The sequence below is a fragment of the Gracilibacillus orientalis genome, from assembly GCF_900114645.1.
GTDB classification, from domain to species: Bacteria; Bacillota; Bacilli; order Bacillales; family Amphibacillaceae; genus Gracilibacillus; species Gracilibacillus orientalis.
Genome location: NZ_FOTR01000001.1, coordinates 316,794 through 329,925 on the forward strand (window position 1 = coordinate 316,794; position 13,132 = coordinate 329,925).

At 38.2% G+C, this 13,132-nt stretch carries 17 protein-coding genes; all 17 read right to left on the bottom strand.

Annotated features, from left to right (window positions below; all coding sequences use genetic code 11):
- Positions 1 to 3: 3 nt before the first annotated feature.
- Positions 4 to 3,234: a phage tail tape measure protein gene (locus BM121_RS01455; protein WP_091480110.1), complete on the bottom strand. Its 3,231-nt coding sequence runs from the start codon at positions 3,232 to 3,234 to the stop codon at positions 4 to 6.
- A gap of 12 nt (positions 3,235 to 3,246) precedes the next feature.
- The gene (locus BM121_RS01460; RefSeq protein ID WP_091480114.1) at positions 3,247 to 3,441 is read right to left on the bottom strand and encodes a hypothetical protein; all 195 of its coding nucleotides are present in this window, start codon (positions 3,439 to 3,441) and stop codon (positions 3,247 to 3,249) included.
- On the bottom strand, positions 3,438 to 3,782 hold the full coding sequence (gpG, locus tag BM121_RS01465; RefSeq protein WP_091480117.1) for a phage tail assembly chaperone G: 345 nt from the start codon (positions 3,780 to 3,782) through the stop codon (positions 3,438 to 3,440). Before gpG ends, BM121_RS01460 begins: the two co-directional genes overlap by 4 nt.
- A 12-nt stretch (positions 3,783 to 3,794) precedes the next feature.
- Complete coding sequence (locus tag BM121_RS01470; RefSeq protein ID WP_091480120.1) at positions 3,795 to 4,364, bottom strand: major tail protein; 570 nt, start codon at positions 4,362 to 4,364, stop codon at positions 3,795 to 3,797.
- Positions 4,364 to 4,687: a hypothetical protein gene (locus BM121_RS01475; protein WP_091480124.1), complete on the bottom strand. Its 324-nt coding sequence runs from the start codon at positions 4,685 to 4,687 to the stop codon at positions 4,364 to 4,366. Before BM121_RS01475 ends, BM121_RS01470 begins: the two co-directional genes overlap by 1 nt.
- Entirely contained in the window at positions 4,684 to 5,052 is a 369-nt protein-coding gene (locus tag BM121_RS01480) for an HK97-gp10 family putative phage morphogenesis protein (protein ID WP_091480127.1), read from the bottom strand. The genes BM121_RS01475 and BM121_RS01480 overlap by 4 nt, the downstream gene beginning before the upstream one ends.
- Entirely contained in the window at positions 5,053 to 5,388 is a 336-nt protein-coding gene (locus BM121_RS01485; RefSeq protein ID WP_245780699.1) for a phage head closure protein, read from the bottom strand. It abuts the gene before it with no gap.
- The gene (locus tag BM121_RS01490) at positions 5,385 to 5,702 is read right to left on the bottom strand and encodes a head-tail connector protein (RefSeq protein WP_091480131.1); all 318 of its coding nucleotides are present in this window, start codon (positions 5,700 to 5,702) and stop codon (positions 5,385 to 5,387) included. The genes BM121_RS01485 and BM121_RS01490 overlap by 4 nt, the downstream gene beginning before the upstream one ends.
- Before the next feature lie 35 nt (positions 5,703 to 5,737).
- The gene (locus BM121_RS01495) at positions 5,738 to 6,073 is read right to left on the bottom strand and encodes a hypothetical protein (protein ID WP_091480135.1); all 336 of its coding nucleotides are present in this window, start codon (positions 6,071 to 6,073) and stop codon (positions 5,738 to 5,740) included.
- Positions 6,074 to 6,104: 31 nt separating this feature from the next.
- Entirely contained in the window at positions 6,105 to 7,304 is a 1,200-nt protein-coding gene (locus tag BM121_RS01500) for a phage major capsid protein (RefSeq protein WP_091481222.1), read from the bottom strand.
- A gap of 132 nt (positions 7,305 to 7,436) precedes the next feature.
- Positions 7,437 to 8,207, bottom strand: coding sequence for a head maturation protease, ClpP-related (locus tag BM121_RS01505; RefSeq protein ID WP_245780701.1), 771 nt, complete (start codon positions 8,205 to 8,207; stop codon positions 7,437 to 7,439).
- Positions 8,194 to 9,444 (bottom strand): phage portal protein, encoded by a 1,251-nt coding sequence (locus BM121_RS01510; protein ID WP_091480138.1) that lies wholly within the window; start codon positions 9,442 to 9,444, stop codon positions 8,194 to 8,196. The genes BM121_RS01505 and BM121_RS01510 overlap by 14 nt, the downstream gene beginning before the upstream one ends.
- 234 nt (positions 9,445 to 9,678) lie before the next feature.
- A complete protein-coding gene (locus tag BM121_RS01515; protein ID WP_091480140.1) occupies positions 9,679 to 11,385 on the bottom strand; it encodes a terminase large subunit in 1,707 nt (568 codons plus the stop codon).
- The gene (locus BM121_RS01520) at positions 11,386 to 11,898 is read right to left on the bottom strand and encodes a phage terminase small subunit P27 family (protein ID WP_091480142.1); all 513 of its coding nucleotides are present in this window, start codon (positions 11,896 to 11,898) and stop codon (positions 11,386 to 11,388) included.
- Positions 11,899 to 11,987: 89 nt separating this feature from the next.
- On the bottom strand, positions 11,988 to 12,368 hold the full coding sequence (locus BM121_RS01525) for an HNH endonuclease (protein WP_342714384.1): 381 nt from the start codon (positions 12,366 to 12,368) through the stop codon (positions 11,988 to 11,990).
- Positions 12,349 to 12,645 (bottom strand): hypothetical protein, encoded by a 297-nt coding sequence (locus BM121_RS01530; RefSeq protein ID WP_091480147.1) that lies wholly within the window; start codon positions 12,643 to 12,645, stop codon positions 12,349 to 12,351. Before BM121_RS01530 ends, BM121_RS01525 begins: the two co-directional genes overlap by 20 nt.
- Entirely contained in the window at positions 12,642 to 13,112 is a 471-nt protein-coding gene (locus BM121_RS01535; RefSeq protein ID WP_091480150.1) for a hypothetical protein, read from the bottom strand. The genes BM121_RS01530 and BM121_RS01535 overlap by 4 nt, the downstream gene beginning before the upstream one ends.
- Positions 13,113 to 13,132 lie beyond the last annotated feature (20 nt).

The window sequence follows — 13,132 nt, forward strand, 5'->3', positions numbered from 1 at the left end:
TATTCACCCCCTGAACTTTTCTTTTACTTTTTTATCGCGTTCTTGGAATTCTGTCACACTTTTATAAGTGTACCTTCCAATTTCTCTACCATCCATTTGATTAATCACAGTGGTGTAGATTACTGCTTCACCTTGTGATTGTTGTGGTTGGTTTAATCTATTAGCAATCCGATCAGCTTCACCCGTTGGACTTACGCCCGTAGCATAGCCAGGTATATTATTTAATGAGCTTAGTATTTTCTTTGATTCATCATGCGTGAATATTTGTGTACCTTGAGGTAGATTTGCTAAGCCAAAATCAAACATCCCCCATTGATCTCCGTGTCTCGCTAATTCAAATCCTTTTTCGCCTATCCAGGTTAAACCACCTTCAAAAGAATCATTACCATCATAGTTAAATCTATTAGTTGGCATAGTTTTGTGTTGTAAGGACGGAGTCCGTGCAGTCGGAGCTGACATAGATATTTTCTGAGTAAAAATATCTCTTACATTTTTCCACGCAGCCCTTGCTGAATTAAATAATGAGCTAGTTGACCCTAAGTTTGGGGAAGGCATTGTAATGGCCTGTTTGAAAACATCTTTAATATCACCGTAAATACCTTTGCCTTTTGAATAGATTTTAGCAAACTCTATCGCAGAATTAGCGCCTAGCTTTTCCCATTTACTTAAGATCTCACCTGTCGTAAGATTAACTTGTTCAATTAATTTAGGATTTTGTTCTTTCGCTTCATCAATTACACCTTGATGCCTATTTTCGGCTTCTTTGACCGTTTCATTTTTGCGACGTTCAGCATCTTTTATCAATTGATCTGTCAAACCTTCTTCAATTCCTTCTAACTCATCTCGCATGTTTTCATAGGTCGTTTTTTGTAAATAATACTGATTCTCTGCTTCAGCAATGACCCCTTCTTTTGTTTCAATTGAATTCTTGATCGTATCAGCCATCTGTCTTTTTCCTATATCTTCTGCTTGATCTTTCATTCTTTCCAAAATAACCTGTTGTTCTTGCTCGTTTTCAGATAGTACTTCAATTGCATTATTTTTCATTTCTTCTTGGATTCGGTTAACTTCTTGTTTCTCTTCTGTAGTGGTTTTTCGATTTTCTTCTGCTGCAGTTTTATATATTTCATCAATTCTTGCTGTCGCTTCTTCAGTTGCTTTAATTCGCTCTTCGAAACTTTCGGTTGCACTATTTAATATTTCAGTTTGTTCCTCATCACTAATATCTTTAGCGCCATCAAACATTTCTTGGATAGCAGATAGACTTTCATCTTTTCTTTGCTCTAAACCATCTACAATTTGTTGGCCCATCTGATCAAAGGTGCCGGTTAATGATTCTGCCATTTCTTCAGATACTTCTTTACCACTCCACGCCAATTCATTCAATTGCACAGTAGCTTCATCATTTAATTCCATAAAACCGCCAACAGCTTTTTCTGTCGAATCAGAAACGGAATCACCAAACAAATCTATTTCCGGTATAACGTCTTTTTTCATGTGACTATGGAGAGCAATACCTCCTGCAGTTAAACCAGCTATGGCTAATGTAGCTAATGCAACAGGTCCACCACCTGCGCCAAGTAATCCTAAGCCGCCAGCAAGTGTTGCTTTTCCTGCCGCACCGCCGCCTTTTCCAGACCTACCGATGACACCTGCTAATTTTCCCAGTGTGGTAAACGTTCCTCCAGCAGTCTTAGTAATACCACCTAACATTAAAGATGCTGGTCCGATAGCAGCTGCAAATGCACCCATTTTAATAATGTTATCCTGAGTTGATTTATCGAGGCTACCAAACCAATCTACCAGGTCTGTTAAACCTTCCACACCTCTCGTAAATGCAGGTAACATGTGTTCTGTAAATTGGATTGATAATTCTTCGAAAGAAGATTTTAAACGATTAATATTTCCTTGAGCGTTATCTTGCATTGTTTTTGCCATGTTATCTAAAGCGCCATCTGCTTCTGACACGCTTCCTTTTAAATCACCGTATTCATCATCGATTCCTGCAAGTAGACCTTGGAATGATTTAAGATGCTCTTTACCAGCTATCATAGAAATGTAATTTGCTTTTTGTTCATCTGTCATATCCTTGGTACGATCTTTTACAAGTCGCAACGTTTCTTCCATTCCGATAAACTGGCCATCTGCATCAAAAGCGCTTATTTCTAATTCTTCCAATGCCGTTCCTGCTCGACCAGCTCCGCTTGTAAGGTTAACCATGATAGCATTAAGCGATCGACCAGCTTCACTACCTTTTAAACCTCTATTTGCTAATAAACCAAGCATAGCAGTGGATTCTTCGAGTGGTACGTTAAACTGCGCTAAATTACCGCCTGCTGTAACATAAGCTTGCATCAGTTGATCGATACTCGTATTAGAGCTTCTTGACGCTTCGGCTACGTTATCTAAGTATTTTGGCAAGTCCTGTACCCCGATTTGCAAAGCAGACATGGAGTCTGTGGCTAAATCAGATGCACGCGCTAGATCAATATTACCAGCTTCAGATAAACGAAGAACAGGTTCCAAGCCATCCATCATCTGAGTGGTATCCCAACCAGCGAGTGCCATATAACCTAGCGCATCTGCTGCTTCACTTGCACTCTTGGAAGTCGTGGCGCCAAGTTCACGTGCGCTACCTTCTAATTTTTCAAGGTCTGATCCAGTAGCACCACTAACTGCCTGTACATTGGACATTGACGATTCAAATTCAATACCTGTTTTCAACATAGCTCCACCTAAACCGACAATAGGAGCAGTTACTTTCATACTCATATTTCTGCCGAAAGTGGTCATTTTATCACCGGCAGCCGTTAATTTTTCTCCAGTATTGGTAAGGTTTTTCTCCAGGTTTAGCCATGGGTTGCTTTGACGTTTTATTTCTTCCGTTACGCCTTTAAGAGCATTTTCTGTTTTGTTCATTTCCGCTTGTGCTTTTTGATAAGCAGTCATGGCTTTTTGTGTTTCTTTTGAGTTTTCTCCGGTTGCTTTTTTGCTTTCTTCGTACCGTTTTCTAAGTTCTCTAACTTTCTTCTGTTGCAGTTCAAAAGTTCTGCCTAGCACATCCGATTTCTTTCTTAATTCATCTACTCCACGAGCGAAGCCAGTTCCAGTTGAGGTGACCGCTTTTTGCTCTTGCTGCAGACTTTTCAATTGTCTGTTAACACCTGACATAGATTGGTTAAATTGTGCTGAGTCTAAACTTATGGTGGTTCTTAATGATCCTACGTTTGCCAATGCGATCACCTCCTAGAACAATTTAAGTTGATCAATGTATGTTTTTTCCGGTTGATGCAATTCCAAATAAAAATGGATGTCCATCTCGTCAATTTGACCGAGCGTCCACCCATTCTTTAATAATTGTTTATATAAAGGTTTAATAACCTTCTCTTTTGTTTCTTTCGCTTTTCTAACAAGGGAAGCTTTCACCTCTTCAGGCGTCATTGCTTCCCCGTTTCGTTTCCCTCTTCAGCTTCCTGTTTTTCTTTATCTAATTCTTTTGGTGTTTTACCGGTACGAACATAGACAAATACGTCTGTAATACTTGAGATAACTTCATGTGATGGGATGCCGTCATAAAATTGATTGGTGTCAAATTGGTTATCGAATACATCGCATACAAATCCTACTAGCGTATCCATCTGTTCCACATCGATATCTGAGTAATCAATTGTTTCATCAAATTCATTCACTTTACGGAAATAAAAGCCGCTTACATGTCCTGTTGTATATATCTTCTCTTGTCTTTCGCCGTCCTGATTCTTTTCCTTTAAAATGATCTGCATGTGTAATTCCTCCTACAATTCTGGTGTTTCTTCATATACATCAGAAAACCAATTATCAATAATGGACTGTTCCATGCCTTCGTCGTCCTCATCAACCTGTGCCCCGTGCATATTATCAGAATGACGTCTGATAAAACGGCCATTAATTGTTGGTGTCTGAAATGCTGGTGTCTCCTGTTTTGTTTCGTAATTGGATTCTGGTGGAGTGAATTTACCTTTATACAGCACGACATAACGATATTTACCATTCGCTTTTTCTGAGCGAAAAGCAAGCGCTCCGTATGGCGGTCTATCATCTTCACTATCCATGAGTACGCCATCGCTGTTAATTTTTTTATCTAGTATTTTTGATTGTGCCTGCTTGGTAATATCTTCTGTCTGGACTGTTACGGTAGTTGCTCCTCGTGCTTCTGCGGTTTCTGCAACACCATCCTCTGCTCTTAAATCAGCAGAGTTAAATTGAGGCTGGACATTAGCTGTCATAGCTAATCCAATACGTACCGGTTCTTCATACGTTGTTCCCTCTTCATCATCTTTAGTAATGGGGAAAAAGTGTAAATCTCTTAAACCTACTGTTGCCATTAGTATTCCTCCTCTATTGTGTAAAACCGTAAAACATAATGAAAAAGCTTCGTATCTTCTTCATACGTTTCATGTTCAAAGTTCTTTTTGAATCCTACTTCTTTCAGCAATTGTTTTACTTGTTTCGCATAATTCTTTGGATTACCAGGAGTAAATATATCAACTTGGATATAGACCGTTTCATATGTTTCGTCGTCATCCGCTTGGAAATCTACTTGCGGCAAATAAAAAAAGCGAATGTACTCAGATTCGCTTCCTCTGTATTTCTCGTATGCAACTGGTATTCCTGTTGATTCTAATGTATCGATTATTAATTTGTTCATAATGATGACCCCAAACTCTGACGTAAGCTATTAGCCATTGCTTGTTCTATTAATAATTTTTTTTGCATAAAAGCAGGACCCATGAAAGGTTGTGCTGGCATTCTGGAAGTTCCTATTTCTAACATGTATCCGTAGTAAGCTATCCCTTGATTATCCACATACACTTCTATCTCACCGTTTTCGATTTCCGATATCTCAATATGCTCTTTTAAATTTCCTGTTTTCACTTTAACTAATGACTGTGCACCTTTTTGCATCACTTTAGCACCAGCCGTCAATGCTTTTCCTTTGTCTTTTTCTACGTTTCGCTCCATTTGTTGCATCTGTCTGTTTAACTCTTGAAGTCCTTCTAATTGCATTTCCATTTACGTCACTGCCTTTAAGATCACAAGCATTTCAATTTTTAAACCGTCTTCGTCTTCTATAGATTCTATTTCGTGTTCTTTTTTTCTCCATAAGACAATCAAGCCTTTAGGTCTCTCAGTCTCTAGCAATTTTTTCTGATAGCGAATAGTAAACTCTCGGTTATGCTCCATTTGTGATTGAGCTGCTATAAATTTAGTGTTACCTTTTAACGTTTTTAAACTCCCCCATGCTTTCGCATAGACTAATCCACCAGGTATTGGATATCCATCATCATCTACTGCATTGTTCTGTTTGAATATTAATCGCTGTTTTAAATCTCCTGGATTAATACTCATACCTCTCCCTCCTCTACCGGAGGATAGCAGTAGCGTAGTTCTCTCAATATACTATCCAACGAATGAGGAATTTCATAAGAGTTATTGCCAATCCGAAAAGCTTCACGGTTATCATTCCAGTGTTGGACCAATAAAGCTAGAGCTTGATCATATTGTTCCTGGGCATATTCTGAAGATAAGTTTATTTGACCTATTTTGCTTCTAATACCAGCCTTTGCCTGACGGTAAAATGTCTCTAGTAGATCGTCTTCTTCATCTTCATCAATTCGTAGATACTTTTTCAATCTAGCTAGTTCGTCTACGGTAAGAACCATCTAATCACCTTCTTCCTAAAGAAAAGAGAGCGATATTATTCGCCCTCTTCTGGTGGTTTTCCTTCAGCTGCTTCAATTAAAGATTCAAAATGGTTAACGACTCCACTTCGATTTTTATCAGATTTTTCAGCTTCTAATAATTCTTTCGCTTCTTTTACTGTTAGACCGTCTGCATTCTTTTTAACTTCTTCTACGTTACCATCAAGAATAGATGAATGGTCGTCGTGGACTTCAATTTCCACATATCCTTTCGACGCAATCTCCTTTACTCTTTCCTCGGATCCTTCATAAACAGAATTAGTTTTACCTTTCGGGGCATAAACCTGCTTTGTCTCTTTATCTCTAAAACGCTTAAGAACTTTAGCTTTCATAATTAACTACCTCCTAAATATTATTTTTAAATTAAACTTCTGGTGTTGGTTCAGTTTCCGGTACTACTGTGATATCAATTTGGCCAAATATAACTGCTTCCTCATCCCACTTCGTAACGTCTTCACGCTCAATTACGCGGAATTCAGTAGTGTTACTTCTCCAAGCATTCCCGCCTTCTTTAGTCATATCTAAAAGCATTTGTTGACGATCCCAGTACACGATCGCTTCTTTCAAATCCCCAATAATAAACGGCGCCATACCTGCTTGGGTGGCAATTGTTTTATTAGATAACTTAACAATCGGATGCGTTCCGAAGAGCAATTTACGTGTTGCTTGAGTTGGGTCTGGTTGTAACAATGGACGGCCATTTTTATCTTCTAATTGATCTAGATAGTTAAACCCATCTTGGTTCGTGAAAACTAATGCGCCTTCTGCAAATGCAGGATCTAATGTAACGTTGAGGGTAGTTTTAATCCCTTTGTAATCATCCAAATTTGTTTTATCCAAAGTGTTTAATTGTTGCAAAATAAGATGGTTACTTGTTGCTCGTGATTTTTTAGCAATCCAATTCACTAGATAAGCCCGTAAAGCTTGATCTGTATCAGCTAAAACAGTATTGGCAACAGGCAAGAAACCTGCATAATCTTCGATGCTATAAGATAAACGATCAAACTTAGGCGAATTTACCTCTTCCATAGCGTTCGGATCTCCGTATTCGGACAATGGTGATAAAGGAGTATGATCGGCACGTCTTTCAAGTGTACGGGATCCTTTGTTTGTAGTAACAGGCTCCACCGTTACGTATTGACGTAAATCATCTGTTGTTTGCGCCAACTCATTAATTTGAGTAGAAATATCCTCGGGAATAATATACCCGCCGTCTTCACCATTTTCCGCAGTAAGACGAGCATAGAATTTCTCCATAACCTCCGTTTCGTCATCTGATAATTTATGACCTCGTAAGGCTTTAAAAAATAGTGCACGGTATTCTTTGTCTTTATTTTGTTTCGGATCACCGGGCAACTGGCCACCTCGTGCTTGTGGTTCCGGAACGGCTAATCCTTGGAAATCTTGTTGTAGTGCCAAGAAATTATCAAGATCATTTTTAGCTGCCTTTGCTTTTTCTAATTTTGCTTTTGCTTCTTCATACTTCCCATCATCCTGAAGCGCTTGTGCTTCGTCTTTAAGATCCGCTACACTTTGACGTAACTCTTGCTCGCGCTTGGTCATACCAATGGCGCCATCCATTTTCACCGAAAGAACATTTTTATTTGTTGATAAGCTAAACATTGCACTGGTTAGTGCATTAGTAATTAGTGTTTTCAATTCCTTTTCCTCCTTTTGAGCATAAAAAATAGACCTCTATATACTTAGTAGGTCCAGCTCATTTTGTAATTTGATTTTTTCTACTTCTTCATTTTCTTGGGTAACGGTTGGTGGTTCATTATTTTGTTTATCTGCTAGTAACTTCTGTGGTGTCTTATCGTATCTGTTTAAGACATCACTAGCACATGCAGCGTAATTTTTCGCATCTGCCACTTCAACATTAAAATACTTGGCAGCCTCCTCACCATTTAACCAGGTTTCGTTGTCCAACAATTCTTGTATCGTTTCTTCCGTGATGCCTTCTTTTAAATTTCCCTTGTAGACATTCAATGCTCCGCTTGAAATCGTATCTAAATCATCCGCTAGTTTTCGAAAATCATTGGCATTTCCAACAGCAATCGTCCAAGGATTGTGGATCATAAGAAAAGCATTTGCCGGAATATGAATGGTATCACCGACCATTGCAATAACTGAAGCCATCGATGCAGCTACGCCATCTACATGAACTGTCTTTTTCGCTTTATTGCGACTCAGCATATTGTAAATGGCTAACCCCGCAAAAACGGACCCGCCCGGACTATTAATAAATATGTTTAAATTATCTAGTCCATCTACCTGTTTCAATGCATTTAATACATCCTCTGGCATCACATCTGCTTCATCCCACTTAAAATCGGTGTTATCGATGATCTCACCATAGATATAAAGGTCTGCAGATGTTTCGGTGAGGTTCTTAACCGTCATTAATTGATTTGTGCTTTGAGTACCTGCACTCATGAAAATAGGATAATGTCTAGTCTTCTTCATTTCCCTCACCCCCTTTCAAGCCTGCTTTTCCTAATTGATAATCATCTGCAATATCAAGTGATACATGATTAAGATCTACCCTGTGTTTATCTCCGCCTTCTATTGCATTCTTATCCTCCAGTTCACGTACTTCGTTGATGTTGTATACACCTTTATCAAGCATTATTTGATAATACTCCGCTTGCGTTTTCTTATCTGCTCTTAATAAGCTTTCAAGGTTGAATTTCAAATAATACCTTTTTTGTTCACGTTCAGAAAAACAAACATACGAAAACTCTTCTTCATATTGTTTTAGGTTTGGACTCAACGTAAACATGATTAGAGATAAATTCTCATGCTCAATGTTCGAGTGGGTTGCTCGATCCAATTCGTTAACCATGTGAAGTGGAATATCAAACATAGTAGCAATTTCACTTTTGTCAAACTTCATGCTTTCTACAAATTGAGCATCTTTTAACGGCATCGATATACTTTGGAATTCCAATCCAGCATCTAAAATAGCAATACGTTGAGCATTGTTTAATCCAGTGTTTGCTTTTTCCCACTCACTGCGAACTACATCTTTAGCTTCTGGATTTAACATGCCAGGCACTTTCAACACGCCACTATTAGATGCACCGTGTCTATAAAATTTACCCTTAAATTTCTGAGCCGCTTGACTACTCCCTATTGACTCTCTAGCAACTTGAATAGGCGGCTTACCTTTCAAACCGTCAGTAGATAAAGTAGTGAGATGAATAATATCTCCATGGCCAATCCTTACATATTCACCGTTTGGTAAAGTGGTGTAGTACCATAATTCATTTGTTTTCACATCTACAACCGGATCGGTATTTGCTGGGTTTAATAGCCATAACTCTTTCGGTCTGCCGTCCGCTCCCCAGTTAATATTGATGTACGCATTACCCCAGGTATTACGATGCGTTTCGGTTAAATGCTTGAATTTAAAAGGACTTTGATAAGGGTTCGGTCTATTCTCCAATAACTTCGATACAATATGATTTTTTTCACGTTCCCTACCTTTGCTTGTCCGCTTATACATCTGAAAAGGCAACATCGCAATCGCATTTGATTTGATGTTCACGCATCGATAAACGGTAGGAATTGCTAAAGCTGAATTCACGGTTACTTTTTCACCGCTTGCTGACTCATGACCAAACATCTTCATAAACCATGGAGCTGGATTTTTTAAGTCTGTAGTTTCCCCTTTTGGGGACAGGGCTTGTTTAAATATCAATGTCTATCACCTCCTTCACCTCCTTGCAATGATTATGCCAATTAAGATAAGTACAGCTGCAAGTACATAGTTACCAGCTAAAATGTTAGTGTCGATAACAGAAATTAAGTACGTGTTAATCACTGCAAGAGCGACTCCTGTTAAAATTAAAAAATCCTCCAACCATTTGGCGAAGAACACTGTAAGAAAACTTGTTATGAAATTAGCAATTGTTTTTGCGATGATTATTACCTCCTACATGGTCCAGTTATTTAAGAAATGGTTACTGATATCATTTGATTCGTTACTCATAGATCGTGAAAATGCATTTATAACAGCTGCAATTGGGTCAATTCGCTCTCTTGATTTTGACTTATCCAGCATAATATTTTCTTGAGCATCCTGCTTTTGGATGGCGTTACTTACTGCCCAAGATAGCAACGGGTCATTGAAATGGATTATGTTATTACTATAAACAAATTTACGAAAATCTTTTGTTGGACCTGATAAATGTCTTAGCATTTGTGGAATCTCCACCATCTCAAAACCTTGCATTTCCATCATTTGAGCAAAATGAGTTGCGTTCCATTTATCGTAATTGATTTCTTGGATATCATAGCCTTCATCACGTAAATTTAATATATACTGTTCGATATAACTATAATCAACTACACTGCCTGGTGTAGTAGTTAAAAATTCTTGTTTTTCCCATAAGTCAAAAGGAACTCGATCGCTATTAATTCGCTCCTGTAATTTATCCTCTGGCATAAAAGAATGTTGCCTTACCGCAAATTTGTTATCTGGTAATCGGAACACTAAACCAACACTTGATAAGTCTGTTGTAGTAGATAAATCAATACCAACCCAAACTGGATATTGCTTTAAATCAATTTCTTCAGACTCGCATTTTTTCCATTTAGACATTTCCATATATCCATCTTCTTTTGCATCAACCCAGATATTCATGTTTTTCGTTAAAAAGTTTTTCATTTTTTCTGGGACATCCAACGCTACTTTTAATTGCTTACGTATATATTCAATGCCATTTTCATAAGAACATAAAATAGGATTGGCTTTTGGCCAGTTTTCTTCATTTTTTATGTCATCATCTTTATCCAATTCATTAATCATCACAAAGTAGTTATCATTTTCAATCGGATCGTTGGGATCTAATATTCTTGAAACATATTGATACTCGACACGATAACAAGGTTTATTTAAGTCGAACCCTGCAGTAGTAATAATCATGAGTAACGGTTGTAGCCTTGCACCCATACCGGAATCACCTATATCGTATATCTCCATTGTTTCATGCGCATGGTATTCATCGATAAAGAATGCGCTTGGGTTTGTACCGTCACCGGTTTTTCTATCCTCTTTACTTAATGGCTTTATGATGGATCCGCTTTTCAAATGTGTAATAGTGCCATAAGCAACTTTAAAACGTTCACGCAAGTCTGGATTGCCCATGATCATAGCTTCTATTTCTTCCCAAACAATTTTAGACTGGTCTTTTTTAGTTGCAGCACAATAGACTTCTGCAGAAGGCTCACCAAATGCTGATGCTTCATAGCTACCAGAAGCACCTAATGATTGTGATTTAGCATTCTTTCTACCTACTTGCCAGTACCCTTTATTGAATCGTCTTAACTCAGTATCTTCATGAACCCATCCATAAATATTGCCGAAGTTAAATTCTTGTATGATGTGAGGTTCAATGTACTGACCCGCTAAAACGCCTTTCCGATGTTTGAATAATCTCATCCAATCAAGAAATAATTCACCGCGATCTTCTTCAAAAATATAAGGGAAGTCTTCAGTTCCTTCTCTTTCGATGTCATATAAAAAACGCTGACATGCCCACCTGTGTTTTTCACAAGCAATCACTTCACCGCTTAATACCTCTTCGCTATATTTTATTAGTCGTACTCTAAGTCCAGGTTCTGCAGCAACGTTATGCATTTATACATCACCGAACTTCTTTTCAAACTCTGATTCAGTCTTTTTATTTTCCGTTTTTGGAATAACCAATTTTAAGCGAGATGTAATTGTCAGACCAAGATCACTGGCGGCAGCACGACATTCGTTGAAGAGCGTATTTTTTACTCGCATTAACTTTGGATAATCCTCATTAGCAAAAGCCTTCTTCTTGCCGTTCATCTCGACGATTTCAGTTGGTTTTATTTTCTTTATGTGCCTGATCAAGTCAAGGTATTGGGTTTTCGAGTCGATGTACCTGGCTAAACTATCGACATCTAAATTTGAAAAAATATCGAGTCGCAAAAGTTCGTAGGCGATACGATCAAATTCCTCTCGTTGCTTTTTGGTTAGGTACCTCGGAGCTTCAATATTATCGGTGTAGCCCTTCACCTGATTTTCCTGCTCTTGCCGCTTCTTAATTTCGTCTTTTGTTAAGTGATTTGATTTTCCTTTGCCCTGGATTACGGATAATGGTTGTTTATTTCTTCCAGCCATCAATTACACCTCCTTCAAAAAATATTCAAAAACGGATTTTTGTGAGCGTTTGAGGGCGAGTCGCTCTAGAAAAACCGATTCATAAAAAATTAACCCCGGGGGCCTGTCTTATGTTCGCGGTTGTGACAAGCGTGACAAACTGACTCCAAGTTACCGAGATCGAAACGTCTTGACCAATCAACAAGTACTTCAACGATGTGATGGACCACGTCAGCACGCTTCAATGTACCTCGCTTTAAGCATCGTTGACATAGCCCTTTGTCTCTTTCATATGCTACAGCCCTTAGTCTCTGCCATTGATACGATTTATAGAATCCATCAATATTTTTGTCTCTAGATTTTCTATAAATTTTCTGTGATATTTCCTGTGCGCTTTTCTTATGGATTTCACAGTACGTTTCCCTGGTCAGTATTCCACAGCTGATTTCTCCACAAGGTTTCAGTGGTTTGTTAACCATGTTTCTCCACATCAGCTTTCAATGTCTGAGACATAAACCGCACCTTGGTTCTTAATTTATCTAGCCTGTTTTTCTGCTTGATTTTTAAGGGTGCCTTTTTCTGCAGAGTGCTAATTTCTGCCGTGATATTTTTTATGGCATCATTTTCATAATGCGTTGTATATTTATGTTGGCAGTTTGGACATGCAATATAATGCCTTTCGATGTCATCCTTTATCTTATCTTGCTTGATGTCTTTGATCTGATCTACATTAAAAGTATTATTGCAGTTGTCACAGCTTAGTTTCATGATTGATCACCACCACAATCTTTATTGATCACAACTTTCATATCGCTCTTTCTTATTTCGTCTTCAGGGATATTATGAAGATCGGATAAGGTTTTAATTATCACGTCGGTGTTATGTTTCTTCTGTTGTTCTTCCAACTCTTTCAACACTGCAGTAGTTTTCTTAGCTTCACGTTGGACTGCTTTTAATCCTTTGAGTGCATCCTCGCAATCGACTCTAATGTTAATTGCTGTATGATCTTTACCAGATGCCCAGTCGACACCTTGATAGTCTTTCACTTTCTTCATTCTCCTGTTTCTAACAGTTTCACCTGACTTAGTTATCGAAGGACTAACTGGTCCGTTGCACAGATAACATGAAAGACCATCTGTAAAATTAAACTGTCGTTCGGTGAATACTTCTCTAAAACCGCAAGAAAAGCACTCTAATGTAGTTAATTTACCTTCGCACGACTTATTGTCTGCCATGATCTACACTCTCCTTTTTA

Excerpts from the sequence above, each read along its gene's own strand:
- BM121_RS01475 (WP_091480124.1), bottom strand. The coding sequence starts at position 4,687 with ATGAACAAATTAATAATCGATACATTAGAATCAACAGGAATACCAGTT.
- BM121_RS01505 (WP_245780701.1), bottom strand. The coding sequence starts at position 8,207 with ATGAAGAAGACTAGACATTATCCTATTTTCATGAGTGCAGGTACTCAA.
- BM121_RS01520 (WP_091480142.1), bottom strand. The coding sequence starts at position 11,898 with ATGGCTGGAAGAAATAAACAACCATTATCCGTAATCCAGGGCAAAGGA.
- BM121_RS01500 (WP_091481222.1), bottom strand. The coding sequence starts at position 7,304 with ATGACCAAGCGCGAGCAAGAGTTACGTCAAAGTGTAGCGGATCTTAAA.
- BM121_RS01490 (WP_091480131.1), bottom strand. The coding sequence starts at position 5,702 with ATGGTTCTTACCGTAGACGAACTAGCTAGATTGAAAAAGTATCTACGA.
- BM121_RS01495 (WP_091480135.1), bottom strand. The coding sequence starts at position 6,073 with ATGAAAGCTAAAGTTCTTAAGCGTTTTAGAGATAAAGAGACAAAGCAG.
- BM121_RS01535 (WP_091480150.1), bottom strand. The coding sequence starts at position 13,112 with ATGGCAGACAATAAGTCGTGCGAAGGTAAATTAACTACATTAGAGTGC.
- gpG (WP_091480117.1), bottom strand. The coding sequence starts at position 3,782 with ATGCAGATCATTTTAAAGGAAAAGAATCAGGACGGCGAAAGACAAGAG.
- BM121_RS01530 (WP_091480147.1), bottom strand. The coding sequence starts at position 12,645 with ATGAAACTAAGCTGTGACAACTGCAATAATACTTTTAATGTAGATCAG.
- BM121_RS01485 (WP_245780699.1), bottom strand. The coding sequence starts at position 5,388 with ATGAGTATTAATCCAGGAGATTTAAAACAGCGATTAATATTCAAACAG.
- BM121_RS01515 (WP_091480140.1), bottom strand. The coding sequence starts at position 11,385 with ATGCATAACGTTGCTGCAGAACCTGGACTTAGAGTACGACTAATAAAA.
- BM121_RS01525 (WP_342714384.1), bottom strand. The coding sequence starts at position 12,368 with ATGTGGAGAAACATGGTTAACAAACCACTGAAACCTTGTGGAGAAATC.
- BM121_RS01470 (WP_091480120.1), bottom strand. The coding sequence starts at position 4,364 with ATGGCAACAGTAGGTTTAAGAGATTTACACTTTTTCCCCATTACTAAA.
- BM121_RS01480 (WP_091480127.1), bottom strand. The coding sequence starts at position 5,052 with ATGGAAATGCAATTAGAAGGACTTCAAGAGTTAAACAGACAGATGCAA.
- BM121_RS01460 (WP_091480114.1), bottom strand. The coding sequence starts at position 3,441 with ATGACGCCTGAAGAGGTGAAAGCTTCCCTTGTTAGAAAAGCGAAAGAA.